The organism is Halalkalibacterium halodurans (genome assembly GCF_005671335.1).
Classification (GTDB): domain Bacteria; phylum Bacillota; class Bacilli; order Bacillales; family Bacillaceae_D; genus Halalkalibacterium; species Halalkalibacterium halodurans.
In genome coordinates this window covers 2,348,384-2,373,584 of record NZ_CP040441.1, presented here as the reverse complement: position 1 = coordinate 2,373,584, position 25,201 = coordinate 2,348,384, and the positions used below count along the sequence as shown (strand labels likewise).

The window sequence follows — 25,201 nt, the reverse complement described above, 5'->3', positions numbered from 1 at the left end:
TGTGACAAAACTAGCCAAACGTAATAAAAAGGTTCGAATCATTTTATTTTGATGATCCGAACCTTTTTTCTGTTGATTGATTGCTGTTTATGGCCGTGTACTTTCGCAAGTTCAGAAGCACTCACGAAGAAGGTCTTGAACTTCAGGATGGACACGGAATTGATGAATGGGTTGGGTAACTAGGCTGATACCCTTAAGCTAGCCACATCATACGAATACTGTCAAGCTATCCTTTTTTGTCTGTACCATAACTAGACGGACTTTTCCCCTTTTCAAGTTGATGGTCAAAATCACGAGACGCTGCGGGAAAAGCAAGAGCTGAAGATCCATCGGGCGATTTTCCCCGATTAGCTGAAGCCTTGCCCGCGGCAAGCGAGTGTTTTTTTAAAACAATCACTCCCCTATAAAATAAACACTCTTATTAACCCTGTTTTGGCTCAGACTCTTTTAAGTGCTGCTGCCTAAACACGCTCGGGGCTACTCCTGACCATTGTTTAAATTGCTTAGAGAAATAGAGGGGATCTCTATAGCCGACGGAAGAGGCGACCTCTTGAATCGTGAGCGACTTTTGAAGCAATGCTTCAGCTTTTTTCATGCGTATATTTAGTAAATATTTACTTGGTGAGTAACCTGTATACTCTTTGAATTTCTTCGAAAAGTAGGTTCGGTTGTAGCCGTAAGAAGCAGCGATGGTTTCAATTGATAATGGTTCAAAGTAACGAAGGCTCAACAAACGGATGACATCCTGTATATGCTGATCTAATTGATGATCTTCCTTTTGTGAATGTTCGTCTAAAATCGTTGTTTGTTCAATAAATTCACTGATAATAAGTCGTAAATAAGCGTTAGTCTTTAAGGAGCTAGCTACTTTTAGCTCTTTCATGCTCGAATAAAGATCATAAAATAATTGTTTAATCATCGAACCTTTGCCGCCGAGAGAAACAATAGGTGATTCAGGTTGAATGCCGGCAGAGCGTAGAGTTTCCTCAAAAAAAGGGCCTTGGAAAGCGACCCACGTATAATACCAAGGATCTGTCCTATCCGATTCATAAGTTACTAGCTCCTTTGGATAAATAAAAAAGCTATCCCCTGCTGATAGGGAGTACGTCTTTCCCGCACAGTGAAATGATCCCTTTCCACGAAGGACGACATGGAGCAAAAAATAGTCGTGGACTTGAGGCCCCACTTTATGATAGGGGAATGTTTGGCTATACCCTGAAAATAAGACATTATTTTCTCCGTGCTCAGAAAAGGAATTGAGGGCAAACTGTATTTTTTCAGTCATCACGTTTGTCTATAACTCCTTACATAAAATCATTGATTTATTTACATTATCATATCTGAATAAGTAACATTTCTCCATATATAAGTGCAAAAAATCCATATGTTTGTTTCCGTTTCCCCTTTATACTATGGTTGAATTTACTGAGTGAATGGGGGATGACACATGGGAAAGATTACATTTCTTGGAGCAGGAAGTACGATATTTGCGAAAAACGTACTCGGTGACTGCATGCTGACACCGAGCTTACAAGAATTTGAGTTTGCGCTATTTGACATTGACCTTGATCGTTTACATGATTCTGAAACGATGCTGAAGCATTTAAAAGAAACATTGCAAGCAAATGTTAAAATCAAAGCGTACACAGATCGAAAAGAAGCGTTGCGCGGGGCTAAATACGTCGTCAACGCCATACAGGTCGGCGGCTATGATCCGTGTACGATAACTGATTTTGAAATACCGAAAAAATACGGGTTACGCCAAACGATCGCAGATACCGTCGGGATCGGGGGGATTTTCCGCAGCTTGCGAACGATTCCAGTCATGCTCGATTTTGCTACTGACATGGAGGAGGTATGTCCGGATGCATGGCTGCTGAATTACACAAATCCTATGGCCACATTGACAGGGACTATGCTGCGGTATACGGGAGTAAAAACGGTAGGCTTGTGTCACAGTGTGCAAGTATGTGCACCTGAACTCCTCGATCGCCTCGGGATGGAAAAGGACAATATTCAGTGGAAAATTGCAGGAATTAATCATATGGCATGGCTCTTGGAAATTACAAGGGAAGGGGAAGACCTATACCCTGAAATCAAACGTAGAGCAAAGGAAAAACAACAAAATGAACGGCATGATGACATGGTTCGCTTTGAGTTAATGTTTCGTTTCGGCTACTATGTTACGGAATCCTCTGAGCATAATGCAGAGTATTTCCCATACTTTATTAAGGAAAAATATCCGGAGCTTATTGAACGTCTAAACATTCCCCTTGATGAATATCCACGGCGGTGCATCAATCAAATCGAAGATTGGAAAAAGATGCGTAAAGATTTAGTAAACAACAAGCATATTACCCATGAACGGACTCATGAATATGCCTCCTATATAATGGAGGCGATGGAGACGAATAAGCCGTTTCAAATTGGCGGTAACGTCTTAAACAAAGGTAGATTAATCGCCAATTTGCCGGAGAACGCCTGTGTCGAGGTGCCGTGTCTCGTCGATCGAAATGGCATTCAACCAACGTATGTGGGCGAACTTCCAGAGCAACTAGCCGCGCTAAATCGAACAAACATCAATACCCAACTGCTGACAATTGAAGCGGCGATGAAACGGAAAAAAGAGGCGATTTATCAGGCAGCTATGTTAGATCCTCATACGTCTAGTGAACTTTCGATCGATGATATTGTTTCCTTATGTGATGATTTAATAGAAGCCCATGGAAGCTGGCTACAGTCCTTCAAATAAAACAGAAGATATAAGATCGTCTCTCCTAGGGGCGATCTTTATTTTTTTCTTAGTCGAGGTGATCGCTTCCAGCTTAAAATCATAAAGAAACGTCTACTGATTTTTACAGTACACCGTTTTTAGCAGAGCAGCTTACCCCCGTTAAACGATCTTGTCCAAAAAAGTTTATTAATTAATTTTAAAAACACTATTGAAAACGCTTACCCTATATGGTAGGATTTCATTAAGTAAAAGTTTAGTTAATAATCTGATAATTTTAGTAAAATAGATCGTGTGGTGGGGATAATGGCAACAATAAAGGACATTGCGAAATTAGCGAACGTTTCCAATGCAACGGTGTCACGAGTATTAAATCGGGATGCGACGTTATCAGTAACGGAAGAAACAAGGGAACGGATTTACTCGATTGCAAAAGAACTTGGGTATAAACGAATAAAAGAACGGCAGGAAACAAAGAAACAGGTAGCGCCTAATATCGGGATCATTATTTTACAGTCACCTGAAGAAGAAATAGATGATCCATATTTTAATTCGATTCGAAACGGTGTGGAGCAAACATTACAAGCAAAAGGGATTTATTCGACAAAAGTGATACATGTTCAAGACTCAACAACGACTTCTAATATAGATGGGCTAGATGGTCTGATCATAATCGGTGGTGTTACCTCAGATAAGATTAAGCAAATGACAGCACCTTTGGAACATCTCGTGTTCGTCAATCGCTGTCCAAGTGAGGAAGAGTTTGATTCTGTTGTGATTGATTTTGAAAAGGCGACAAGTAAAGCATTGGACTACTTATTCTTAAAAGGGTTTCGCCGGATCGGATACATCGGTGGAACAGAGAGGCAGTTATCTGATCAAGGGAAGGTAGAGATAGAAGATTTCAGGCATACGGTCTATGTGAAGAAAATGGAAGAGTTAGGTCTTTATGAGCCTTCGCTTGTATTTATCGGAGAATACAAGATGACGGAAGGGTACAAACTCATGAAGCGAGCCATTGAAGCTGGCAATCTACCAGAAGCCTTTTTCATTTCTAGTGATCCGATGGCGGTAGGGGCATTGCGGGCATTAAAAGAAGCGAATATTGCAGTTCCAAGGGATGTTTCATTGGTTAGCTTTAACGATAATGAAATGGCACAGTTTGTTGATCCACCGTTAACAACGGTTAAAGTGTTTACTGAGCAGATGGGGGAAATGGCTGTTCAACTATTGTTGGACCGATTGAATGGGCGGACGTTGCCACTGAAGGTCGTCGTCCCGACTGAACTTGTTGTCCGCGAAAGCGTTAGCGAGGCAGTGACTGCTATTAAAGGAGGTGGTGTCTCATAAACCAAAAAGCCATTTGAAAGCATTGGCAGGCTATTCATCAAATGACTTTTGGCTTAAGAAAAACATTAGATTATCATTCTACCATATCTTTTATAGCAAACGCCAAAGAAAAACGAACAATAGGGGGATGAACATGAAAAAAGTTGCAAGCGGACTGATCGTTGCAATCCTGATCTTAATGGTGGCCGCGTGCTCAAGTTCTGGAAGTGGTGGTAGTAGTGAAAACGGTAGCGGCGGTGATCAAGTCGTTTTAACGGTCTTTTCGTCAATGGAACAAGAACAAGAGCAGGCAGCTTTACAAAGTGTTATCGATGCATTTGAAGAGGAGCATCCAAACATTTCGGTTGATCTAAATACTCCGAGCGGCGGGGGATATGAAGATTTAATGCGGGTGAAAATGGCAGCAAATGATATGCCGGATTTATTTGATACACACGGCTGGGCGCAATTGCGTTACGGTGAGTATGTGGCCGATCTTAGCGATATGGAATGGGTGGAGCGCTTAGATCCAGCGTTAGAGCCGATCTTAAAGGATGAAGACGGCAAGGTATATGCGTATCCTCTCAACCAGGCGAAGGATGGGATGACATACAATGCAACATTACTAGAAGAGATAGGGATTGAGCCTCCGACAACATTTTCCGAATTTTTAGAAGCGTTAGAAGCGGTGAAAGAGAAAACGAACGGAGACGTAACGCCGTTATGGTTCCCTGGAGGAAACCCGCACTCGTTAGCCCAGTTTAAAGATGTCATGGCCACACCGTTGTTAATTACACACCCTGACCATGATTACTCAGAATCATTGTTAGATGGGTCATTTGATTGGACAAACTATACGTACCTACCAGAAGTATTACTAGAGATGAAAGAAAAAGGGCTTTTAAATGAAGATGTGTTAACAGCCATGCAGCCATCTGCTGTTGAACTGATGGCGCAAAAGAAAATTGCCTTCTCATTTATAGGTGGTTCGTTCGGTCCAGAGGTTTCCGAGCTGAATCCTGAAGTGAAGGTTGGGACGCTTCCTGCTCTTCCAATTCACGAAGGGGACAGCCCGTCTTGGATTGGGGGCGAGCGTCACACATTTGCAGTCTCTGAGCAAACACCTCATCTAGAGGAAGCAAAATTGTTCATTGAATTCCTTGCCCAACCAGAGAATGCAAAAACGATTGCTGAAGGCACCTCGCTTACAGCCGGATTGATTGATGTTGATGCGGAAAATTATTATTCCGAATATTATGACGTTTTTTCTGACGTAGAAGTACAGCCATATTTTGACCGTGTCTTTTTACCGAGTGGTATGTGGGATGTGATGGGTACCACGTCTGCAGAATTATTATCAGGTACGTTAACACCAGAACAAGTATCAGCAGAGATGGAAAAAGAGTATTTACGACTACGTGAACAATAATTGAAAACATGCAGGGGAGGGGGCTTGTGCCTCTCCTCTGCCTGAAATGGAGTGGAAACGATGGCAGAACTAGCGAAAAAGGTGATCGGGCCGGAGGGACAACCTGTAAAAAGCAAGCGATCATCCCTTTCATGGATGTATCTTCCTGCTGTACTTGCCGTTGTCACATTCATCGTTTACCCGTTTCTTAATGGGATTCGAATCTCCTTTACGAACTGGAATGGGTTTTCGCAATCATTTGATTGGGTCGGATTTGCCCAATATGAGCGAATGTTTACAGACCCGACAACATGGCTCGTCGTAAAAAATACGTTACTTTATGGAATTGGCAGTACATTGTTGCAAAACTTGATTGGACTTGGCTATGCCTTGTTATTAAATCAGAGCATTCGCATGCGCACGATCACAAGAACGATTATTTATTTGCCGGTCATTATTAGCCCTCTTGTCATGGGTTACATTTGGTATTTCTTTTTTGCCTATCAAGGTGGTGCGATGAATGATGCTCTTACGTTTTTTGGTTTCCAACCATTGAATATTTTAGGGAATCCGGCAGTTAATCCGTGGTTAATTGTCTTTGTCAATACTTATCAGTTTGTTGGTATTGCGATGATCATTTATTTAGCGGGCTTGCAAAGTATTTCAAAAGATTACTACGAGGCGGCCCAATTGGACGGGGCGTCAAGCTTTCAGCAATTCAAAAACATTACGCTACCGCTTTTAATGCCATCGATTACCATTAACGTCGTTCTTAACATTATCGGTGGACTTAAGCTATTTGATGTCATCATTGCTTTAACAGGCGGCGGACCTGGAAATGCTTCTCAGTCGATGTCCACGTTTATGTATCATCTTTACTTCAGTAGACAAGATGCAGGCTATGCGGCTACCCAAGGGGTATTTATGGCCTTTATCATTCTTGTTTTGAGCATTTTGGCCCTCGTCTACTTTAAACGTAAGGAGGTAGAAGCATAATGCAAGAACAGGAAAAAACGAAACGGCGACTCTTAACAGTACTAGCAGCCGTCATTACGTTACTGCATTTTATTCCGTTTTACATCCTCCTCACGATGGCGCTAAAGGAACGGGGAGATTTTAGCTCACGCTGGGCATTACCGGACTATTTTACGCTTGAAAATTTCGCGACAGCTTGGGAGCGTGCCAACCTAGGAAATGCGTTTATTAATACTGGGTTGATTACGGCTGGTGCAGCGGTGCTCCTCATTTTGTTTGGGTCGATGGCAGCCTATCCTTTAGCGAGACGTGAGACGAAATTAAATCGATTCGTTTTGCTCTTTTTTGTCGCAATTATGGTCGTTCCCCCGTTAACCGCCCTTGTTCCGCTTTACCAAATGGTCGTGAATTTAGGGATGCTGAATACGAGAACGATTGCGATTTTAAACAATTTAGCTGCATTTTTACCGCTAACGATCTTTCTTTACGCAGGGTTCATTCGTTCAACAATCCCGAAAGAGCTTGAAGAAGCAGCGAAAATTGACGGGTGTAACACCATTAGTATTTTTTTCCGAATCGTCTTTCCGTTGCTTAAGCCTGTCACAGCTTCAGTGCTCATTATTTCGTGCGTGTTTATTTGGAACGATTATCAGTTTGCGATTTTCTTTTTGCAAAGCAAAGATGTTCATACGCTGACCGTTGCTTTAGCGAGCTTTTTTGGAGAAAACCAAAGCAATTTGAACCTCGTCGCTGCGGCGGCCTTCATGGCAATGTTGCCAATGACGATTTTGTTTCTTTTCTTACAAAAATATTTTATTGCCGGCTTATCATCTGGTTCGGTAAAAGGATAAACGTTAAAGAGACTAGACTTAGTTTGTGGAGGGGGAGCCCATGCCTATTTTTTATACAGAACAAACAAAGGAGTTTCATTTACAAACAAAAGGAAGCAGCTATATTTTTACGGTTTTGGACAATCAGCAACTCGGGCACCTGTATTACGGGAAAAAGATTGAACACCGGGATTCTTTTACCCATTTACTTCGATTTCAACGACGGGCGACAAGTTCATGTGTGTTTGAAGGAAACTTAGAGTTTTCCCTCGATTTGATTAAGCAGGAATTTCCTTCATATGGCACAACCGATTATCGTGAGCCCGCCTTCCAAATTCTTCAGGAAAATGGGAGCCGAATTACGAACTTTGAGTATAAAAACCATGTGATCTCCAGCGGAAAGAAACCATTGAAGGGACTTCCGGCCACGTACGTCGAATCGGAAGAGGAAGCCGCAACGCTTGAGGTGTTCCTCTATGATTCACTCATTGATGTTGAGCTTGTGTTGACCTATACCGTATTTGCAGAAACAAACGTGATTACACGGCATGCGCGGTTCATTAACCATCATTCGTCGCCGGTTCAGCTCATGCGCGCTCTAAGCATGTCGGTTGATCTTCCTGATGCAGATTTTCAAATGCTTCAACTTTCAGGATCGTGGTCAAGAGAGCGATATGTGAAGGAGCGTGCTCTCGTTCCAGGGATTCATCAAATTTCAAGCACGCGAGGGGCGAGCAGTAGTCAGCAAAACCCATTTATAGCTTTAAAAAGACCACAAACAACAGAATTCCATGGTGAGGTTTATGGGTTTAGTCTCGTTTATAGTGGGAACTTTTTAGCTCAAGTGGAAGTGGACCAATATGATGTTTCAAGAGTTCAGATGGGAATCCATCCTTTCGATTTTCAATGGCTTCTTGAAGCTGGAGAGTCGTTCCAAACGCCAGAAGTCGTTATGGTCTATACCGATCAGGGATTAAATCATTTGAGTCAGCTCTACCATTCTTTATACCGGTCTCGTCTCGTCCGCGGGAATTGGAGAGATCGGCCAAGACCGATTCTATTAAATAGCTGGGAAGCCACCTATTTCGATTTCACAGAGGACTCTCTAGTCGAGTTTGCGAAGGAAGGAAAAAAGCTTGGGGTAGAGCTGTTTGTTCTTGACGACGGCTGGTTCGGAACAAGAAACGATGATACGACATCGTTAGGAGACTGGTTCGTAAATTCCGAAAAGCTTCCGAATGGCATTGAAGGATTAGCTGAAAAAATAGAAGCGCTCGGTCTAGCTTTCGGGCTATGGTTTGAGCCGGAAATGGTCAATAAAGAGAGTGAACTTTTTAAGAAACATCCAGATTGGATCATCCATGTGGAAGGCCGTAGCCAGTCCCATGGTCGCAACCAATATGTCCTAGATTTTTCAAGGGCTGAAGTGGTGGATGCTATTTATGAGATGATGGCGGAGCTTCTAAGAAAAGCACCGATTTCCTATATCAAATGGGACATGAATCGTCATTTAACAGAGATCGGTTCACCTGCGTGGCCGAAAGAGCGGCAGCAAGAGATTGCCCACCGATATATTCTTGGTGTCTACGACTTATACGAGCGGCTCATTTCGGAATTTCCTGACGTTTTATTTGAATCATGTGCGAGCGGTGGATGCCGCTTTGACCCTGGTATGCTTTACTATGCTCCGCAAACATGGACGAGCGATGACACCGATGCGATTGAACGATTGAAAATTCAATACGGTACATCAATGGTTTATCCGTTGAGCTCAATCGGTGCACACGTATCGGCAGTTCCTAACCATCAGGTACGTCGAGTAACAAGCCTTGAGACTCGCGGCAACGTCGCTTTCTTCGGAGCGTTTGGCTACGAATTGGACGTGACCCAATTGACAGACGAAGAAAAAGAAAACATGAAAAAGCAAATCGCTTTTTATAAAGAACACCGTGAGCTGATCATGTTTGGTACGTTTTATCGGTTACGTAGTCCATTTGTAGGGGATGGAAATGTGACGAGTTGGATCGTCGTGTCAGAGGATCAATCAGAAGCGCTCGTCGGCTATTACCAAACACTGGCAAAGGTGAATGCTGGGTTTCGTCAGCTGAAGCTTACCGGCTTACAGGAATGTGGCTTATATCAAATTGACGGCATGATTGGAACGTATGGCGGAGATGAGCTTATGCATTCTGGTCTGCAATTGCCGAATGAATTTTCGGGGGCCAGTGCTTTAAGAGAGGATGAGCAATCAGGGGATTTCCAATCGTACGTTTTTAAACTGAAAAGAATCGAGAGCGATCGCCATTAACGGCGATCGTTCTTAAATGAATTTTCAGATCAATCAAAAAAAAGATTGATTTCCAATCAAGCCTATATTATACTCAGCATAAGGAAAGCGCTTACTTTATCTTTTTCCCTTAGAAGGAATTAAATAGAATTATAGTATTCTGTTTATTTTTTTAAAGCGCTTAACTTATGCCTCTAAAGGAGTGAACGGCTTGATTTGGATCATTCTTGCATCCTTTTTAACGTATTCTATTTTTGTTATGTGGTTTTCTTGGTATAAAACAAGAGGCACTGATCTATCGAGCTCCGACGGGTATTTTCTTGGTGGGCGCAGCCTGACAGGAATCGTCATCGCTAGCTCCCTTATTTTAACAAATCTATCAACTGAGCAAGTAGTAGGGTTAAACGGCCAGGCATTTGGGGAATCCATGGTCGTCATGGCATGGGAAGTAACAGCACCCATTGCCTTAATCTTAATGGCATTTGTCTTTTTGCCGCGCTACTTAAAGCTTGGCATTACGACCATCCCTGACTTTTTGGAACAGCGTTTTGATTTGCGGACACGGCAAATCGTTTCCGTTTTGTTTCTACTCGGTTATGCAACCGTTTTCCTTCCGACAGTTCTCTATTCCGGTGCTCTAGTGATCGATAGCATTTTTTCTTTATCAAGCGTTATGGATATAAGCCCCTTTATGATTGTGCTATGCATTTCGATTGCGATTGGTATCATTAGTTGCGGCTATGTTATTTTAGGTGGACTTAAAGCGTGCGCCATGAGTGATACGATTAACGGAATTGGGTTGATTATCGGAGGGTTACTTATTCCCATTCTAGCCTTATTTGTCCTTGGACGGGGCGATTTTGCCAGTGGTGTAGGTGAACTGGTAAGCGCGAATCCGACGAAACTTAATGCTATTGGGAATGATCAGGGATCCGTTCCTTGGGCGGTTCTCCTAACAGGGCTTCTATTTAACAATTTGTTCTATTGGTGCACGAACCAATCGATTATTCAACGGACACTTGCAGCGAAAAATTTAGCAGAAGGTCAAAAAGGTGTCCTGTTTGCAGGTATGTTTAAAATTTTCGGCGCCGCCTTTCTCGTGTTGCCAGGGATTATTGCCTATCTTCTCTATGGGGATGTGCTAGCGAATGCAGATATGGCGTATCCGAGCCTTGTCATCGACGTTATGCCGGTTGCTCTTTCAGGATTTTTAGCCGCAGTGTTATTCGGAGCGATTTTAAGTTCGTTTAATAATGTGTTAAACAGCTCGATTACGTTGTTTACACTGGATATATATAAGCCGATCTTTAAACCAAATGCGAAAGAACCTGAGCTCGTCAAGGCCGGACGAATTTTTGCGGCATGTTTAGCCATTACCGCTGTCGTAATTGCACCCTTTATTCTTTATGCACCTCAAGGCCTATATTACTTTTTACAGGAGATGAATGGCTTTTATAGCTTGCCTATCATCGCGATGGTGATTGTCGGCTTTTTCAGTAAATATGTCCCGGCATCGGCACCAAAAGTGTTAGTTGCCGTTCATGTCGTTTTATACGCCGGATCAAAAGTTGTCTTAGGCGAAGTCAACTTTTTATATGTCTTAAGTATACTATTCCCGATCAATGTACTCGTCATGTTGATCGTCGGTCGTCTGAAGCCGCGGGAAACGCCGTTTGTCCTTCCGACTGCCAATAAAGTCGATCTAACGCCGTGGAAGTATGCGAAGCCTTTTTCAGCATTCATTTTACTAACCATGCTCGGTGTGTACACGTTCTTTTCACCTCTTGGTGTGGCGGAGTCTTCCGGTGGTTACACGATCTATCAATTCATTTTCTTTATCGTAACTCTTGCATTCATAGGAGGGGTCGTCTTGTTCTGGAAGAAAACAGACCGTATCCGTGGTGGAAGAGTCCCATTAAATCAAATGTATCCATTCAATCAAAAATCAGGTTAACGAAAAGAGGGGAACAAACATGAAAACAGTAAACATTGGATTAATTGGCGCAGGACGAATTGGACAGCTTCATGCAAGGAATATTATCTCGTCACCTTACATGGAGTTGAAAGCGGTATCAGATGTACAGTTGGATCATTTAAAAGGGACGGAGATTGAGCGTTCTGTCGAGATAATGACGACGAACCCTGACGAGCTTTTTTCCAATCGGGACATTGATGCGATTTTTATTTGCTCGTCAACAGATACCCATGCCGCTTTCATCAAGGCCGCTGCTTTAGCGGGCAAACATATTTTTTGCGAGAAGCCAATCAGTTTTCATGTAACGGAAACGAAGGGTGCCTTAAATATCGTGAACGAGGCAGGAGTGAAGTTTCAAGTAGGGTTTAACCGTCGCTATGACAAACACTTTCGCCGTGTGCAAGAGTGCGTGCAAGCAGGAGCGATCGGTGCGCCGCACATTATACGCGTTAGCTCTCGTGATCCAGAAGCTCCGCCCCTTTCTTATGTGGAACGATCAGGCGGAATGTTTATGGATATGACGATCCATGATTTTGATATGGTTCGTTACTTATCAGGGAGCGAGGTGACAGAAGTATCCGTCAAAGCGGCTAACCTTGTGGACCCTCGGATCGGAGAAGTCGGGGATGTGGACACAGCGATCATTACGCTAATGCTAGAAAATGGTGCGATTGCGGTCATCGATAATAGTCGACAAGCGGTCTATGGCTACGATCAACGCGTCGAAGTGTTCGGTTCCCTCGGCTCTGTATCTGCGGATAATGAGCGTAAAACAAATGTACAAATTAGCACAAAAGATACAGTGACACTCGATTTGCCAAAGCACTTCTTCCTTGATCGTTACGAGCAAGCGTACAAAGACGAGGTAGCTGAGTTTGCAACAGCGATTTTAGAGGATCAGCCGTTGCGCTGCACAGGAGAAGATGGATACAAAGCAGAATTGCTCGCCTTGGCGGCAAAGCAGTCTTGGTTAGAAAATCGTCCAGTTGCTGTGAAGGATGTAGAAGTATTGGAGGAACACGCTAAATCGGAGTGAGAAAGGGGCTAGGAGAGTTGAAAAGTGTCAAGGTAGGCTTGGTCGGACTCGGACGGCTCGGGCAGCAGCATGGGGACAATCTAGCATTTCGCATTCCTCGTTGCGAGCTCACTGCTGTATGTAGCGTCGTTGAAGCGGAGGTAAAACAAGCAAGGGAACGGTGGGGCGTGCCTTACGGTTATACGAGCTACGAGGAGATGCTAGCAAACGAAGAATTAGATGCCATTTTCATTGCCTCACCGTCAGGTTTTCACTGTGAACAAATCAAGAAAGGGCTCGAAAAAGGCTTCCACGTTTTTTGCGAAAAACCTTTAGGCCTCTATTTGGCTGAAGTTAGGGAAGTGGAGAACGCGGTCAATCGCCACAAAGACCAAGTGTTTATGCTTGGCTTCATGCGCCGTTATGATCCATCGTATCAAGCAGCAAAAGAAAAAATCAACCGTGGAGAGATAGGAGAGCCAGTGTTGATCAGATGCTACGGACTTGATCCGGCAAGCCAAATTGACGGTTTTCTTGCTTTCGCAAAAGCGAATGACAGCGGTGGTTTGTTTTTAGATATGTCGATCCACGATTTTGACCTAGCTCGCTGGTATTTAGGGGCTGAGGCGTCTGAAGTGTGGGCGATCGGTGGAAGTTATTCAAGGCCTGAATTTGCTGAGCTTGGCGATGCTGAAACTGGGGCAGCAATGGTTCGCTTTGACAATCAGGCGATCGGTTTGTTTGTAGCTGGTCGAAACTGTGCCCATGGGTACCATATTGAAACCGAAATCATCGGAACGAAAGGGACGATTCGAATTGGTTCCATTCCCGAGCGGAATCAAGCGGTCGTGATGAATGAGCACGGGGTGATTCATGAATGTGTTCAAGGTTTTATTGAGCGTTTCGAGCAAGCATACCGAGCGGAAGCCGAAGAGTTCATTCGCTGTATTCTTGAAGGACGGAAGCCGGATGTGACCGTAAAGGATGGTGTGGAGTCTACGAAGCTTGGTTACGCATGCAAACAATCGTTTACAACAAAAACATTAATCAATGTTCAAGAAGTCATCCTAGCTTAATAGGAAGTGTCGATGAAAGAAGTGTTCTCCGTGCAAAAGTGGTGTGCCTCTATGGTAGAATGGGAATAAGCAACAGAGTCAGAAAAGAGGCAATATTAATGAAACCAACGATATATGACGTAGCGAAAGAAGCCGGGGTATCGATCGCAACTGTCTCTAAAGTGATCAATCATACGGGGAATATGCGACCAGCAACGCGGTTAAAAGTTAAACAAGCGATGGAGCGTCTGAACTATCGACCAAACTTGATGGCCACTGCCTTGACTGGGAAAGCGACAAAAACGATCGGCTTGCTCGTTCCGGATATTTCTAACCCGTTCTTCTCAGAAATGGCACGAACGATTGAAGATCGCGCCCATGAAGCAGGCCTAAGTGTGATTATTTGCAGCACGGACGAAAATGAACAAAAAGAAAAAAAATATCTTGAACTGTTGCAGCAAAAACGGGTGGACGGCTTTATTATCGCGTCGAGCTTTCATGATCGGGAAGGATTAAAACGACTAAAGGAACAGGGAACGCCGATCGTCATGTTAACCCAGGATGATGGTGGACTTGGGGTCCCCTCTATCTCAGTTGATGATTATAAGGGTGGGTTTGAAGCGACATCGTATCTTATCACTTCTGGGCATGAGCGGATTGCGATCATTGCTGAACACGCCAGTAGCAGTCGGTTGCGGATTTATGGATACAAGGAAGCACATGCTTCCCACGGCATCCCGTTTGTTGAAGAGCAAATTTACAAAACGACCGCCTCTACAGAAAACGGGAAATTCTGTCTTTTGACAATGCATGAAAAAGGTCTGCTCCCTTCCGCGATATTTGCTTGTAACGATTTGATCGCGATCGGTGTTATTCATGGTGCAAAAGAGTTAGGCATTCGGATTCCTGAAGATCTATCTGTCATTGGCTTCGATAATACCATTCTCGCAACAACGACGGTGCCTGCATTGACGACAGTCGCTCAGCCCGTGGCCGATATGGGGAGAAAGGTTGTCGATCTTCTGCTTGAAGCGATTGAAACAAAAGCGCTAACAAATGAGAAAGTGCTCTATACCCCAGAGCTGATCATACGCGGAACGACGAAAAATGAAACGATTGCAACATAACCCGACATGCCGGGTTCTTTTTTTGCTCGTGAAAGCAAACAGGACCTTAATCTGTTCTTTACTGCCTTTGCCTTCACACGATATGATAGGAAAAGATCCTGACATGGGGGATAGAGGAGGAATTCGATGGATCGATCCTACCGAACACCTAAAGCGTGGTTAACGAAAACATCTGGCTTTTTACAAGGCTATGATTATTCGTTAAATCCGTACGTTGGTTGTACGTTTGCGTGCTCCTATTGTTACGTAAGAAAAATGCCGGTCGCTCTTTTCCATAAAGGTGAGTGGGGGGACTGGGTTGATATAAAACAAGGGGTAAAAGAAACCTTTTCGAATGAGCTAGTACGAGCAAAGAAAAGAGGGCGAGTCCATCTCTTCATGTCTTCTAGCACAGATCCATATCAGCCAGTTGAAGTGGAGGAAAAGGTAACCCGTTCGTTGTTAGAAGTAATGGCAGACAATCCGCCGGACTTTTTGTTTGTTCAAACACGTAGTCCGCTTGTAACGAGAGATGTAGACATTCTGCAGCAGCTTGGTAAGCGCGTTCGCGTGAGCCTGACCATTGAAACTGATTTAGAGTCGGTTCGGAAAGCATTTGCGCCGAAAGCACCACCAATCCAAGGGAGAAAGCGAGCGCTCCACGCTCTATATCAAGCGGGGATACCGACTCAGTTAACAGTCGCGCCAATCCTTCCATCAAGTGATCGTTTTGCTGAATCCTACGTTTCGATTGCTGACCAAGTGTGTATCGATACGTTTGAGCTTGGTGACGGGGCTAATGGGAAGCGTTCGCGAGCTCTCAGGATGCCGGATAGACTGACTGAGCTCGGTTATGAATCTTGGTATGAAGAAGCGGCGCTTGAAAAAGTTCATCAGCAGTTCTGTGCCCATTTTGACGAAAGTCGTGTTAAACTGAGCCAGGAAGGATTTTTGCCATAAAGGAGTTTAACAATGATTGATTTAAATTTTGAACGCTATACAGAAGCAACTTTAACAAACTTTGCGATTGTCCGCACGTACGAGATTCAGCACTGGACGCACGTAGTTGTTTCTTTTCAATGTGATGCGATGCCGGAAGACATCATCGATCCAGAAGCCCTTCTCATCCTTAGTGAAAGTGGCGACGTACTTCAAGTTGTTTTATACGAAGAGGGCTGTGATTCCCCTAACTATCAGTTTACAGAATTAGAAAAAGAGCAACTGATTCGCTGGTTCCGAGCGAGTAGCTGAAGTAATAAGATTTATCAAGTGATGGATAAGGTTGACCGGTTTAACACTGGTTAACCTTTTTTGTTTATAACAACTTAAATTTCGGTAAAGCTTTATCGTTAAAAATCTTCCGCGATTCTGAAACGGTAGAGATTCACCTCTATCATCCGTGTATGCCTTTTTGTTTAACGTAACAGAAATCATTCGTACAAAGGGAAGGGCTCGATTATAGAACGAGAGAAGAAGTAGAAAATAACAGGAAACAGACATAAAAGGATTGACTAACTTGTATATACAAGATAAAATACAAGTAGCAGTTGGACTTGTATATACAAATTCTAATAAGAAAACGCAACATGAAAACGATAACAGGAGGAGAACACCATGGCTCAATATAAAAAAGAAGTGAACGCAATTGTCGAAGCCATTGGCGGTGCGGACAATATTCAGACAGCTACTCATTGTGTCACAAGGCTTCGTTTTGTCCTTCGCGATGAGGGGAAAGTTGATCAAGAAAAACTTGAAAGCCTTGACATTGTAAAGGGATCATTCTCCACGAACGGTCAGTTTCAAGTGATCATCGGTCAAGGGACCGTTGATAAAGTGTATAAGGAACTCGTGGCTGAAACTGGCATCGGCGAAGCAACGAAAGAAGATGTTAAAGATGCGGCAGCGAAAAATACGAATGTTTTCCAACGTGCTGTGAAAACGCTTGCTGATATTTTTATCCCGATATTACCGGCCATTGTAACTGCTGGTTTACTTATGGGGATAAACAATATTTTAACGGCGGAAGGGATTTTTTATGACGGTGCCTCTGTCATTGACATTCATCCCCAATGGGCAGATTTTGCTGGCATTATTAATTTAATCGCGAACACCGCCTTCGTCTTCTTGCCTGGTCTGATCGGTTGGTCTGCCGTCAAACGGTTTGGCGGGAGTGAATTGCTAGGGATTGTCCTCGGGCTCATGCTCGTCCACCCTGATCTTTTAAACGCATGGGGGTACGGGCAAGCACAGTTAGAAGGGGAGATTCCCACATGGAATTTGTTTGGCTTAACGATTGAACAAGTTGGTTATCAAGGCCAAGTGTTGCCGATTTTATTCTCGGCTTGGATCTTAGCAAAAATTGAAATCTTCTTGCGTAAACGTGTACCTGATTCCATTCAATTGCTTGTTGTTGCACCTGTTGCCTTACTTATTACAGGATTTATTGCTTTTGCTGCGATTGGACCAATCACCTTTACGATTGGGAATGGGATCACAAACGTGTTCACATCGATCTTTGCAGCTGTTCCGCTCGTCGGCGGCTTCTTATATGGACTCATTTATGCTCCCCTCGTAGTCACTGGGATGCATCATACGTTCCTTGCGGTTGACTTACAGTTAATCGGTACGATCGGTGGAACCTTCCTCTGGCCGATTTTAGTTCTTTCAAATATTGCACAAGGGTCCGCAGCTCTCGCCATGATGTTTGCAACCCGTGACGAGAAGCTCAAGGGACTGTCCCTTTCATCCGCGGTATCCGCCTATTTAGGCATTACGGAGCCGGCCATGTTTGGGGTGAACATTCGCTATAAGTTCCCATTTGTTTGCGCGATTATTAGTGCTGCCATTGGGGGTGCGTTCATTACGGTTAATGGCGTTTTAGCGAACTCAATCGGTGTAGGAGGGCTTCCTGGAATTTTCTCAATTCAGGCAGGCTTCTGGGGAGTGTTCTTTATCGGCATGGTGATCGCCTTCATTTTACCGCTTGTCTTAACGTATCTATATGCTCGAATTCGCAAAGCTGCATAGGCTGAGCAAACCCCATGAAATCATACGTTTCATGGGGTTTTAACCGTGTTATTCGGCGCTTCCCCACGTATAATTCAGCATTTCTCCGACAAATAGGTTCGTATCAATGTTGCACGTATCCGCTTCAAGCCCGTATTGCCAACCGAGAGGGCGGCTGCCATCTGGAGCGTTCACGTCGAAGGAATCAGGAGCATTTTCTTCTGACGTAATACCGACTTGTGGTTGATTCGACCATAAAATTAATTCTTCGAATATCGTCTCGTTTTCTTCTCTTGCTTCTTCGAGTGCAATCGTAACATTGCTATCGTCGTCAAACAATCCGTATAAAGCAGGCGGGTAGTTCGCTTCCGTTAACGTATCGTACCAACCAGCTAAAAAGGCACCATCAACAGGGTATTCAGGCTCAACGTTTGCAAAAATAGCAACCCCTTCAGGTATGCCTAGCTCCTCAGCAAACGCTAGCGCTCCTTCCGCTTCGTTTACTCCTGTTTCATATCCAGTCGCATCGATAAATTGGTTGTAAATAATGAGAATCGAAATGTCATGATCATGTAACAGCTCAATTTCTTCTGGAGTCAGTCCGTATGATACATCTTCTTTATCGCCTAAATAGCGCCCCCAAATGGTAGGGGAGCCAAAGTTTGTCGTGACACAATCAAGAAATGAGGAATCAGTTACATTCACCGAATCAACACCCCATACGATTTCGGGCAAGTCGTCACCATCTCGTTGCCCTTCCTGCTCCTCGCCACTTTCATCTTCTCCACTAGGCTCCTCTTCCTGCACTCCGTCTTCTTCACCGTTGCCCTTCTCCTTTTGGTCGTCGTTTTTTTCATTGGTAATTTCCACCTGTTTTTCCGTATAGTAAATAAACACGTTTTTCGAACAACTAGGTTTTTCGTTATGAATAAGTTGTCCCGTTTCATAATCATCTCGGACGACAAAAAGGACAAAGCTAGAAATGGCTAATAAAAACGCTGTTAATAGGACAATGCCTTGTAAACAGAATCGTTTCATAAACGCCTTCCTCCAATTCAAAGCTACTGTATGGTATGGGGAACATAGGAAAAAGGTGAAGACGTTTATGGGCCAGAAAGTTTACAACTGGGGGAGTGTCCTTTTACAATGAATGTAAAAGCTGAAATGGAGACAGAGGATGAGATCGATTCACATCTTAAAAGAACTTTCGAAAACCTTACACGAAGGTGAAAATCTCCAAAGAATGTTCCAGCGTGTGCTTGAGAAAACGTTAGAATTAACGAGGCTTGACACTGGCTGGATCTTTATGGTGGAAGGAGAGAAGCAACATTTAGTGGCCCATTCAAACTTACCGGAAGGACTCGTTCACGATCAGTTTCGGCCCATGTGCGAAGGAAGCTGTTGGTGTGTCGATCGTTTACACCATGGCAAGCTACAAGGGGCGGTCAATATTTTAGAGTGTCGTCGTCTTGAACGGGCTAAGCTCAACAACTGGGGATCGACCGCGCAAATTACTCACCATGCGACGATCCCGATTCGTGCTGGGGATCGAACATACGGTTTGATGAACGTAGCGGCCTCTGAAAAATTTCATTTTCAAGAAGAAGAATTAGAGATTCTTGAAGTGATTGCTTATCAAATGGGAGCGGCAGTTCATCGGATTCAATTGTTAGAAGAAGAAAAGCTCCGGGCGAATCTGTTTGAAAATTTTAATCAATGGGTTACCTACGTAAATAAAAGTAGAAGAAAGGGAATTGAAAGGGAGGCCTCCCAATCCCTTCTCGATTACTTCTCGTGGTCTGGACTGTCACTTACGCTAACAAATGGGGCTACGATCTTTTATGGGAAAAGCGATGAAAAAGCACGAACCACTAATGAGCAGATGGGTGATACAAAGATTTGTCTAACGGTATACGCACCATCATTTTCAAAGATAGAAGCAAAATTGATTGAGCGAATTGCGAATCATCTTGCATTATTCATCGAAAGAGAGCGATTACAAGAGGTGGCAACGGACGTATTAATCTCCCAAGAGCGGCAACGGCTCGCCCAAGATTTACATGATTCGGTTAACCAACTCCTTTTTTCGATCGGGCTAACAGCTAAAGGAGCGGAGCAACGGGCGAGGGACGATACTTTAAAAAAACCGCTTGCGATGATTCAACAGCTTTCTTCCGAAGCAATGGTGGAGATGCGTCATCTCATTTGGCAATTGCGACCACTCGGGCTTGAAAAAGGATTGATTTTCGCAATTGAAACGTATGCAGGTCAAATTCAACTGCCGGTTTCTTTCTCAAGCTGTGAAGTAATCCGCTGGTCAAAGGCAAAAGAGGCTGCGCTATTTCCGATTGTTCAAGAGGCGTTAAACAACTGTAAAAAGCATGCCAATCCTTCGGACGTTGTTGTACACATGTACAAGAATCGAGGGACAGGGATTATTTCAATTCAGGATGATGGCTGTGGAATAAAGGAAACCAATGCAGAAGGATTCGGAATGAAACATATGAAAGAGAGGGCGAAGCAAATAGGGGGAATGATACATGTTCGCTCTCAACCGGGTGAGGGAACGGTTATTTCCATTCATGTCCCGTTTGATGAGGAGGAGCAAGGATGAGTATTCGGATTGCAGTAGTGGATGATCATCATGTCGTTCGCAAAGGGTTGATCTACTTTTTAGAAACCTATCACGATTTTACCATTGTAGGGGAAGCTGAAGATGGTGAGGCAGCCCTTACCTTAGTTGAAAAAGTCCAACCTGACATTGTATTAATGGACGTCATCATGCCAGGAATAAATGGGATAGAAGCGACGAAGAAAATTAAACAAAAATGGCCAACTGTACATGTTGTCGTCTTATCAAGTAGTGCAGAAAGAGAGTCGGTGATTCCTGCACTGCAAGCAGGGGCAAATGGTTATCAATTGAAGGAAGTAGACCCTGAAATGCTTGCAGAAACGATTCGTGCCGTTTGCTCAGGAGAGAGCCGTCTACACCCGAAAGTGACCAAGCATGTGCTGACGAGGATGAACGGGGACGAGTCTGAGGAAGAGAAGCGGTTAAGAGACTTAACGAATCGAGAAAAAGACGTATTACGAGAATTGGCCAAAGGGCAAAGCAACAAAGAAATTGCGAGCGAGTTGCACATTTCTGAAAAGACGGTGAAAACCCATGTATCAAATATTTTTTGGAAGTTGGATGTTCATGATCGGACGCAGGCAGCCCTTTTTGCGATAAAGTATGGAATCTCTGAGTATGATCGGTTTTAACCTGATTCAAAGGTGACACAGAAGTGTCACCTTTGAATCAGTTCAATGATTTCATTGTTAGGGCCTTTGTAGAAAACCGTTTTAAACAGGTCGAAGGCGAAGGGACCCTCAATTGGTAAAAGGCCGAGCTTCTGAAGCCGAATCATTTCCTTTTTCAATGAAGGGACTCGCCAGCATATATGAAGCTGTTGAGAATGGGGAGAGGCTTGCTGATTTTCAATTAATTCGAGTCGGATGGCTCCTCGGCGGATGAAGAGGATGTTCTCCTTTTGAAATGTAATCGCTTGTTCTTCTTCGAACTTGAAGAACGTTTGATAAAACTTCAGTGTCTCATCAAGGCGACTTGTTTCCATTCCGACATGATCCCAGTTCATCACATATCTCCTAGCGGGAGAATGAAGTTCACGTCCCCAAATTCATGCCATTGATAGCCTTGCCTGATCGCCTGTTCGTACACGCGAAATAGCTCTTGTTCTTGGACGAAGGCTGCTAGCATATGAAGGTGGCTAGCCTGAGGCTCATGAAATCCTGTCAATAGGCCAGTTGCTAACTGCAGTTCATAGCCAGCATCAATGGATAGCGTCGTTGTTCCTTGTGAACGATTTGTTTGGGCGTATGTTTCTAATGCTCGGACGACCGTTGTTCCGACGGCAATTATACGTTTTCCTTTCTTTAGCGCCTCGATTGTTTCCTTCGGGATATGGTAATGTTCAGGATGGTGTGCAGGATCTGGCCACACGTCGTTTTCATAATAACTTAACCCAGTATGAAGCTCTAAAAAGGCGATGCGGACACCTTTTTGTTTTAAGCGCGCTAGCAGCTGCCACGTAAACGGTCTTCCCGCAGAGCACATTTCCACAGAACCAGGAGCGGAGCTGTAGACGGTTTGATAGTCTTGGATCGAAAGGGGGCTCTTAATATACTCGTAGCCGATCGGCTCTCCATAACGATAAACATATTCAAGTAGTTGAGCGCCTCTTTTACTAAACGCCACCCTCCATAATGGGGTATGTTCATCTTTTTCTATCAGTGTGGCCGAAAGACTTGAAGATAAAAAGATCCTATCACCGGCGTGTAGCTCACTAGAACTAAGAATTAATCCATCCCATAGGCCGTCCCTCCGTTCATGGGACAGCCGGAGCTCAATGGTTTCCCCGTGTAGCGACCCGATTAATCGGGAAGGGATTGTACGGCTTCGATTTAAGACGAGGACATCCCCCTGTTGTAAATAGTTCGCAATTGCCGTAAAAGGCTCATGGAATGTTCGGTGAGAGTCTCGATCGAGAACGAGCATTCTCACATCACTTCGCTGTTTCCCTTGCCGTTCAATGGGTTCACTTGCGTTTAGATGATCAGGGATGGAGAACGTCGGTGCGTGATTCATAAGCTTACCCCTCCTTTTGTCATTAATGCCTGCGCCTCAAAACGTTTGCCGTGAACTTCCTCTCGCTTTCGGCTAGCAATCGCGAAAAATACATTTGCTACATCTTCTGGTTTTGCAAGAGGGTAATCGCAATCAGGAACAGCGATGGCGTGCATGTCTGTATCCATTTCACCAGGGTCGATCCAGCTAAGAGCAATATCCGTCTCCGTTAGCTCATTAGCCCATGTCTCAGCTAAGCCTTCCAGCGCAAATTTGCTAATCCCGTAAGCCCCCCATTCGGCAAAGCCTGTTTTTCCTGCCTCTGATGTGACGTGTAAAATGGTTCCTTTCTTTCGTTGAAGCATGCCTGGTAGCACACGTTTCGTAATCATAAACGGATGGAGGACATTCGTCAGCAAAACGTCTTGGAATGAAGAGAGATCATAATCGAGAAGCCATGCCGGCCCAGGGCCGAAAATGGAGGCATTGACAATGAGTACGTCAATGTGTCCGAACGTTGATTCCGTTAAAGAGACGAGTCGATCCATATCCTTTTCTACTGCACCATCTGCTTGGATGGCGAGAACCGATTCAGCTCCGGATTCTAACGCCTCTTGTTTAACAGCTTCTAGCGCCTGCTCATTTCTTGCACACAAGGCTAAGGACCAATGGTTTCTCGCAAATGTGAGCGCTAATGCTTTTCCTAGCCCTTTTGATGCTCCAGTTATCATCACTACTTTTGTATCATTCATCGTATATCCACCTTTCATTGTAAGGACTGTGAGCTGTGAACTCATCGTTACAATGCTAGTGTATTAAGTTTTTTGCTTTCGCTCATCGTCGGCAAGAACGAGGCTGCTTACGAAATTCGTCTTGGACATCATACAGCAAAAGGTGTAGAACGAATGTTCCTGTTAAAATTAAATAAACCATAATTTTATTATGTAAACTTAATGGTCGCTCGCATGATGAAACATTTTGCGAGCGATTAACGTTTGAATTTTTTTAAAACGTCGGCAAAAGGCTGAGTTTTCTTTGCCTCGGCAAAGGTTGCAAAAGGCTGAATGCCGTTTCGGTACCGCTCTAGGACAGCTTTCATCGGAAATTGATCGGGAGATAAGGTGTTAGTCACTTCTTCCCAACGTAAAGGGGTCGCGATAAATCCTCCTTCATTGCCTCGGGGAGAAAAGGGGGCGACGATCGTTTTTCCTTCATCGTGCTGTAAGTAATCTAAATAGAGCCGCTGTCCTCGGTGTTTTTTTAATCGTTCGGTCGTGAAATCTTCAGGGAATTGGCTGCAAAGCAACTTGCAAACCGTTTTCGAAAATAATCGGGTATCGTCATAGGTGAACGTGTTGTCTGGGAGTGGCAAGTAGAGCTGTAACCCTTTTCCTCCCGATGTTTTCACAAATGATTGTAATTTAAGGGCATCGAACATGTTTTTCATTAGTTGAGCCGCCTTAACAGCAAGTGAAAACTGACTAATTGATGGCGGATCTAAGTCAAAAACAATCTCACTCGGCTTTGTGTAAGGAACGGGGTGATAAGGGATGTGAAATTCAAGTGCAAGCTGGTTTCCGAGCCAAACTAATGTTTGAATATCATTGCATACAATATAACGGATTTCGTCTAAACGAACCGTTTTAACAAACGACGGGGCATAATCGGGGCAGTTCTTTTGATAGAATGCCTCGCGCTCTGTGTTGCTTCGTACACCGTGAGGGTAACGGATGACGGTCAATGGTCGATCTTTTAAAAAAGGTAACATCGCAGGCGCAACCTCCTGCAAATAGTAAAGATAATCGATCTTTTGAATCATTTGTCTCGGCCAAAGCGGCTTATCTGGATGAGTTATCTCAACTTGTGGAGGCAGCGGGGCTAGCTGTCTTTGCAGCGATTTCCACGTGCATTGTGCAGGTTTGACATCGAGTCTGAATCGATGGAACATCGGTTCGCGCAAATGTTTCCCATCAAAATCGATGCAATCTACATCAAAGCAAACGGACGGTTCAAGGACATATCTTTTCCCTTTTTTCATCCCATTTTGGTTCATAAAAGCAATGAGTGTTTCTCGTTCGTGATCCTCAAAACCGTGGGTGACATTTCCAACCTCCACGCTAGTTCCATCCCGATAGACAGCAAAATGAAAATAGCCGTTCACAGGATCATAGGCCGTTAAAAAAACGGTCACCTGTCGAAAATTCTTCTTTTTTAACCAGCGATTTGTGCGTTTTCCTTCTGTCCAATCGGAGAACCTATCCTTAGCGACGACTCCTTCCCCGTGATGGAGCTCTACGGCTTGCCAAAGGGCTTGACCATCGGTTTGTGCCGGGATCATTTGCAAGCACGCATTCGATTGGATCGTTGGTTCTAACGGAACATCGATCGCCTTTAGGAGGGCCTTAAGTTGTTTTTTTCGTTCATCATACGGTAAGTCTACAAGCGTTTTTCCTTTTAGTTCAAGGATGTCAAACGCCAATAAAGTAGCAGGTGTCTTAATGCTACTAGCTGCAATCGTTTCGTGCTTACGCATAAACGATCGCGTCTGAATCGGGGCAAAGTGGGCTCGGTACGGGCTAACAAGATGGACAAGCTCACCATCAATCGTTATAGGGAGCCAGGCTTCCACTTTATTGGAAATTCGTTGGCAAAAATCGTGTATTTCAGGAAACTGATCGGTCAAAAGTCGTTCATTTCTGCTCTCAAGGCGAATCGTCTCCTTTGTCCAAAAGAGGATCGTACGAAACCCATCGTACTTCACTTCATAGCGCCAGTTATCGCCTGTCGGTAAATCGGTCGTTGTCTGTAAAAGCATTGGTTTCACTAAATCGTCACCTCACACCTTTAGTTTTTTATT

Annotated in this window: 21 protein-coding genes; 15 read left to right on the top strand and 6 right to left on the bottom strand. The window is 44.0% G+C overall.

All coding sequences use genetic code 11. The features are described from left to right. Window positions 1-421: 421 nt before the first annotated feature. Entirely contained in the window at window positions 422-1,285 is an 864-nt protein-coding gene (locus tag FED51_RS11440) for an AraC family transcriptional regulator (protein WP_233443921.1), read from the bottom strand. Window positions 1,286-1,447: 162 nt separating this feature from the next. On the opposite strand from FED51_RS11440, the gene melA reads away from it, so the two are divergent. From melA to treP, 13 genes are all read left to right on the top strand, one after another. After that, entirely contained in the window at window positions 1,448-2,752 is a 1,305-nt protein-coding gene (gene melA / locus FED51_RS11435) for an alpha-glucosidase/alpha-galactosidase (protein WP_053431052.1), read from the top strand. Between the two features lie 285 nt (window positions 2,753-3,037). Further along, entirely contained in the window at window positions 3,038-4,081 is a 1,044-nt protein-coding gene (locus FED51_RS11430) for a LacI family DNA-binding transcriptional regulator (protein WP_010898383.1), read from the top strand. Window positions 4,082-4,214: 133 nt separating this feature from the next. Then, the gene (locus FED51_RS11425) at window positions 4,215-5,489 is read left to right on the top strand and encodes an ABC transporter substrate-binding protein (protein WP_053431053.1); all 1,275 of its coding nucleotides are present in this window, start codon (window positions 4,215-4,217) and stop codon (window positions 5,487-5,489) included. A gap of 60 nt (window positions 5,490-5,549) precedes the next feature. After that, entirely contained in the window at window positions 5,550-6,464 is a 915-nt protein-coding gene (locus FED51_RS11420) for a carbohydrate ABC transporter permease (RefSeq protein ID WP_010898381.1), read from the top strand. Next, on the top strand, window positions 6,464-7,294 hold the full coding sequence (locus FED51_RS11415) for a carbohydrate ABC transporter permease (RefSeq protein WP_010898380.1): 831 nt from the start codon (window positions 6,464-6,466) through the stop codon (window positions 7,292-7,294). Before FED51_RS11420 ends, FED51_RS11415 begins: the two co-directional genes overlap by 1 nt. Before the next feature lie 40 nt (window positions 7,295-7,334). Next, entirely contained in the window at window positions 7,335-9,581 is a 2,247-nt protein-coding gene (locus FED51_RS11410) for an alpha-galactosidase (RefSeq protein WP_053431054.1), read from the top strand. Between the two features lie 190 nt (window positions 9,582-9,771). Further along, on the top strand, window positions 9,772-11,514 hold the full coding sequence (locus tag FED51_RS11405; protein ID WP_053431055.1) for a solute:sodium symporter family transporter: 1,743 nt from the start codon (window positions 9,772-9,774) through the stop codon (window positions 11,512-11,514). Between the two features lie 19 nt (window positions 11,515-11,533). Next, on the top strand, window positions 11,534-12,571 hold the full coding sequence (gene iolG / locus FED51_RS11400) for an inositol 2-dehydrogenase (RefSeq protein WP_053431056.1): 1,038 nt from the start codon (window positions 11,534-11,536) through the stop codon (window positions 12,569-12,571). A 17-nt stretch (window positions 12,572-12,588) separates the two neighbouring features. Next, window positions 12,589-13,626 carry a Gfo/Idh/MocA family oxidoreductase gene (locus FED51_RS11395; protein ID WP_053431964.1) on the top strand — a complete coding sequence of 346 codons (1,038 nt, stop codon included), beginning with the start codon at window positions 12,589-12,591 and terminating at the stop codon, window positions 13,624-13,626. Between the two features lie 98 nt (window positions 13,627-13,724). Beyond that, window positions 13,725-14,732 (top strand): LacI family DNA-binding transcriptional regulator, encoded by a 1,008-nt coding sequence (locus FED51_RS11390; protein ID WP_053431057.1) that lies wholly within the window; start codon window positions 13,725-13,727, stop codon window positions 14,730-14,732. Between the two features lie 126 nt (window positions 14,733-14,858). Then, on the top strand, window positions 14,859-15,671 hold the full coding sequence (locus FED51_RS11385; protein ID WP_053431058.1) for an SPL family radical SAM protein: 813 nt from the start codon (window positions 14,859-14,861) through the stop codon (window positions 15,669-15,671). Window positions 15,672-15,683: 12 nt separating this feature from the next. Then, window positions 15,684-15,962, top strand: a complete 279-nt coding sequence (locus FED51_RS11380; RefSeq protein WP_010898373.1) for a hypothetical protein — start codon at window positions 15,684-15,686, stop codon at window positions 15,960-15,962. Between the two features lie 363 nt (window positions 15,963-16,325). Further along, a complete protein-coding gene (gene treP / locus FED51_RS11375) occupies window positions 16,326-17,738 on the top strand; it encodes a PTS system trehalose-specific EIIBC component (RefSeq protein ID WP_010898372.1) in 1,413 nt (470 codons plus the stop codon). A 48-nt stretch (window positions 17,739-17,786) separates the two neighbouring features. Here treP and FED51_RS11370 read toward each other — a convergent pair whose 3' ends face one another. Further along, a complete protein-coding gene (locus tag FED51_RS11370) occupies window positions 17,787-18,755 on the bottom strand; it encodes a glycoside hydrolase domain-containing protein (RefSeq protein ID WP_010898371.1) in 969 nt (322 codons plus the stop codon). A 139-nt stretch (window positions 18,756-18,894) separates the two neighbouring features. On the opposite strand from FED51_RS11370, the gene FED51_RS11365 reads away from it, so the two are divergent. Both FED51_RS11365 and FED51_RS11360 read left to right on the top strand, forming a co-directional pair. Continuing rightward, window positions 18,895-20,331, top strand: a complete 1,437-nt coding sequence (locus tag FED51_RS11365) for a GAF domain-containing sensor histidine kinase (RefSeq protein ID WP_053431059.1) — start codon at window positions 18,895-18,897, stop codon at window positions 20,329-20,331. After that, window positions 20,328-20,981 carry a response regulator gene (locus FED51_RS11360; protein ID WP_010898369.1) on the top strand — a complete coding sequence of 218 codons (654 nt, stop codon included), beginning with the start codon at window positions 20,328-20,330 and terminating at the stop codon, window positions 20,979-20,981. The genes FED51_RS11365 and FED51_RS11360 overlap by 4 nt, the downstream gene beginning before the upstream one ends. A 26-nt stretch (window positions 20,982-21,007) precedes the next feature. Here FED51_RS11360 and FED51_RS11355 read toward each other — a convergent pair whose 3' ends face one another. The 4 genes from FED51_RS11355 to FED51_RS11340 form a co-directional block, all read right to left on the bottom strand. Beyond that, a complete protein-coding gene (locus FED51_RS11355; RefSeq protein ID WP_053431060.1) occupies window positions 21,008-21,355 on the bottom strand; it encodes a VOC family protein in 348 nt (115 codons plus the stop codon). Next, window positions 21,355-22,365 carry an S-adenosylmethionine:tRNA ribosyltransferase-isomerase gene (locus tag FED51_RS11350; protein WP_053431061.1) on the bottom strand — a complete coding sequence of 337 codons (1,011 nt, stop codon included), beginning with the start codon at window positions 22,363-22,365 and terminating at the stop codon, window positions 21,355-21,357. The genes FED51_RS11355 and FED51_RS11350 overlap by 1 nt, the downstream gene beginning before the upstream one ends. Beyond that, window positions 22,362-23,096 (bottom strand): SDR family NAD(P)-dependent oxidoreductase, encoded by a 735-nt coding sequence (locus FED51_RS11345; protein WP_053431062.1) that lies wholly within the window; start codon window positions 23,094-23,096, stop codon window positions 22,362-22,364. Before FED51_RS11345 ends, FED51_RS11350 begins: the two co-directional genes overlap by 4 nt. A 236-nt stretch (window positions 23,097-23,332) precedes the next feature. Beyond that, complete coding sequence (locus FED51_RS11340; protein ID WP_233443920.1) at window positions 23,333-25,159, bottom strand: DNA ligase D; 1,827 nt, start codon at window positions 25,157-25,159, stop codon at window positions 23,333-23,335. Window positions 25,160-25,201: the final 42 nt, after the last annotated feature.

Excerpts from the sequence above, each read along its gene's own strand:
- FED51_RS11350 (WP_053431061.1), bottom strand. The coding sequence starts at position 22,365 with ATGAATCACGCACCGACGTTCTCCATCCCTGATCATCTAAACGCAAGT.
- FED51_RS11370 (WP_010898371.1), bottom strand. The coding sequence starts at position 18,755 with ATGAAACGATTCTGTTTACAAGGCATTGTCCTATTAACAGCGTTTTTA.
- FED51_RS11415 (WP_010898380.1), top strand. The coding sequence starts at position 6,464 with ATGCAAGAACAGGAAAAAACGAAACGGCGACTCTTAACAGTACTAGCA.
- FED51_RS11355 (WP_053431060.1), bottom strand. The coding sequence starts at position 21,355 with ATGAACTGGGATCATGTCGGAATGGAAACAAGTCGCCTTGATGAGACA.
- FED51_RS11390 (WP_053431057.1), top strand. The coding sequence starts at position 13,725 with ATGAAACCAACGATATATGACGTAGCGAAAGAAGCCGGGGTATCGATC.
- FED51_RS11420 (WP_010898381.1), top strand. The coding sequence starts at position 5,550 with ATGGCAGAACTAGCGAAAAAGGTGATCGGGCCGGAGGGACAACCTGTA.
- FED51_RS11360 (WP_010898369.1), top strand. The coding sequence starts at position 20,328 with ATGAGTATTCGGATTGCAGTAGTGGATGATCATCATGTCGTTCGCAAA.
- FED51_RS11365 (WP_053431059.1), top strand. The coding sequence starts at position 18,895 with ATGAGATCGATTCACATCTTAAAAGAACTTTCGAAAACCTTACACGAA.
- iolG (WP_053431056.1), top strand. The coding sequence starts at position 11,534 with ATGAAAACAGTAAACATTGGATTAATTGGCGCAGGACGAATTGGACAG.
- FED51_RS11380 (WP_010898373.1), top strand. The coding sequence starts at position 15,684 with ATGATTGATTTAAATTTTGAACGCTATACAGAAGCAACTTTAACAAAC.
- FED51_RS11340 (WP_233443920.1), bottom strand. The coding sequence starts at position 25,159 with ATGCTTTTACAGACAACGACCGATTTACCGACAGGCGATAACTGGCGC.
- FED51_RS11440 (WP_233443921.1), bottom strand. The coding sequence starts at position 1,285 with ATGACTGAAAAAATACAGTTTGCCCTCAATTCCTTTTCTGAGCACGGA.
- FED51_RS11410 (WP_053431054.1), top strand. The coding sequence starts at position 7,335 with ATGCCTATTTTTTATACAGAACAAACAAAGGAGTTTCATTTACAAACA.
- FED51_RS11430 (WP_010898383.1), top strand. The coding sequence starts at position 3,038 with ATGGCAACAATAAAGGACATTGCGAAATTAGCGAACGTTTCCAATGCA.
- treP (WP_010898372.1), top strand. The coding sequence starts at position 16,326 with ATGGCTCAATATAAAAAAGAAGTGAACGCAATTGTCGAAGCCATTGGC.
- FED51_RS11345 (WP_053431062.1), bottom strand. The coding sequence starts at position 23,096 with ATGAATGATACAAAAGTAGTGATGATAACTGGAGCATCAAAAGGGCTA.
- FED51_RS11425 (WP_053431053.1), top strand. The coding sequence starts at position 4,215 with ATGAAAAAAGTTGCAAGCGGACTGATCGTTGCAATCCTGATCTTAATG.
- melA (WP_053431052.1), top strand. The coding sequence starts at position 1,448 with ATGGGAAAGATTACATTTCTTGGAGCAGGAAGTACGATATTTGCGAAA.
- FED51_RS11385 (WP_053431058.1), top strand. The coding sequence starts at position 14,859 with ATGGATCGATCCTACCGAACACCTAAAGCGTGGTTAACGAAAACATCT.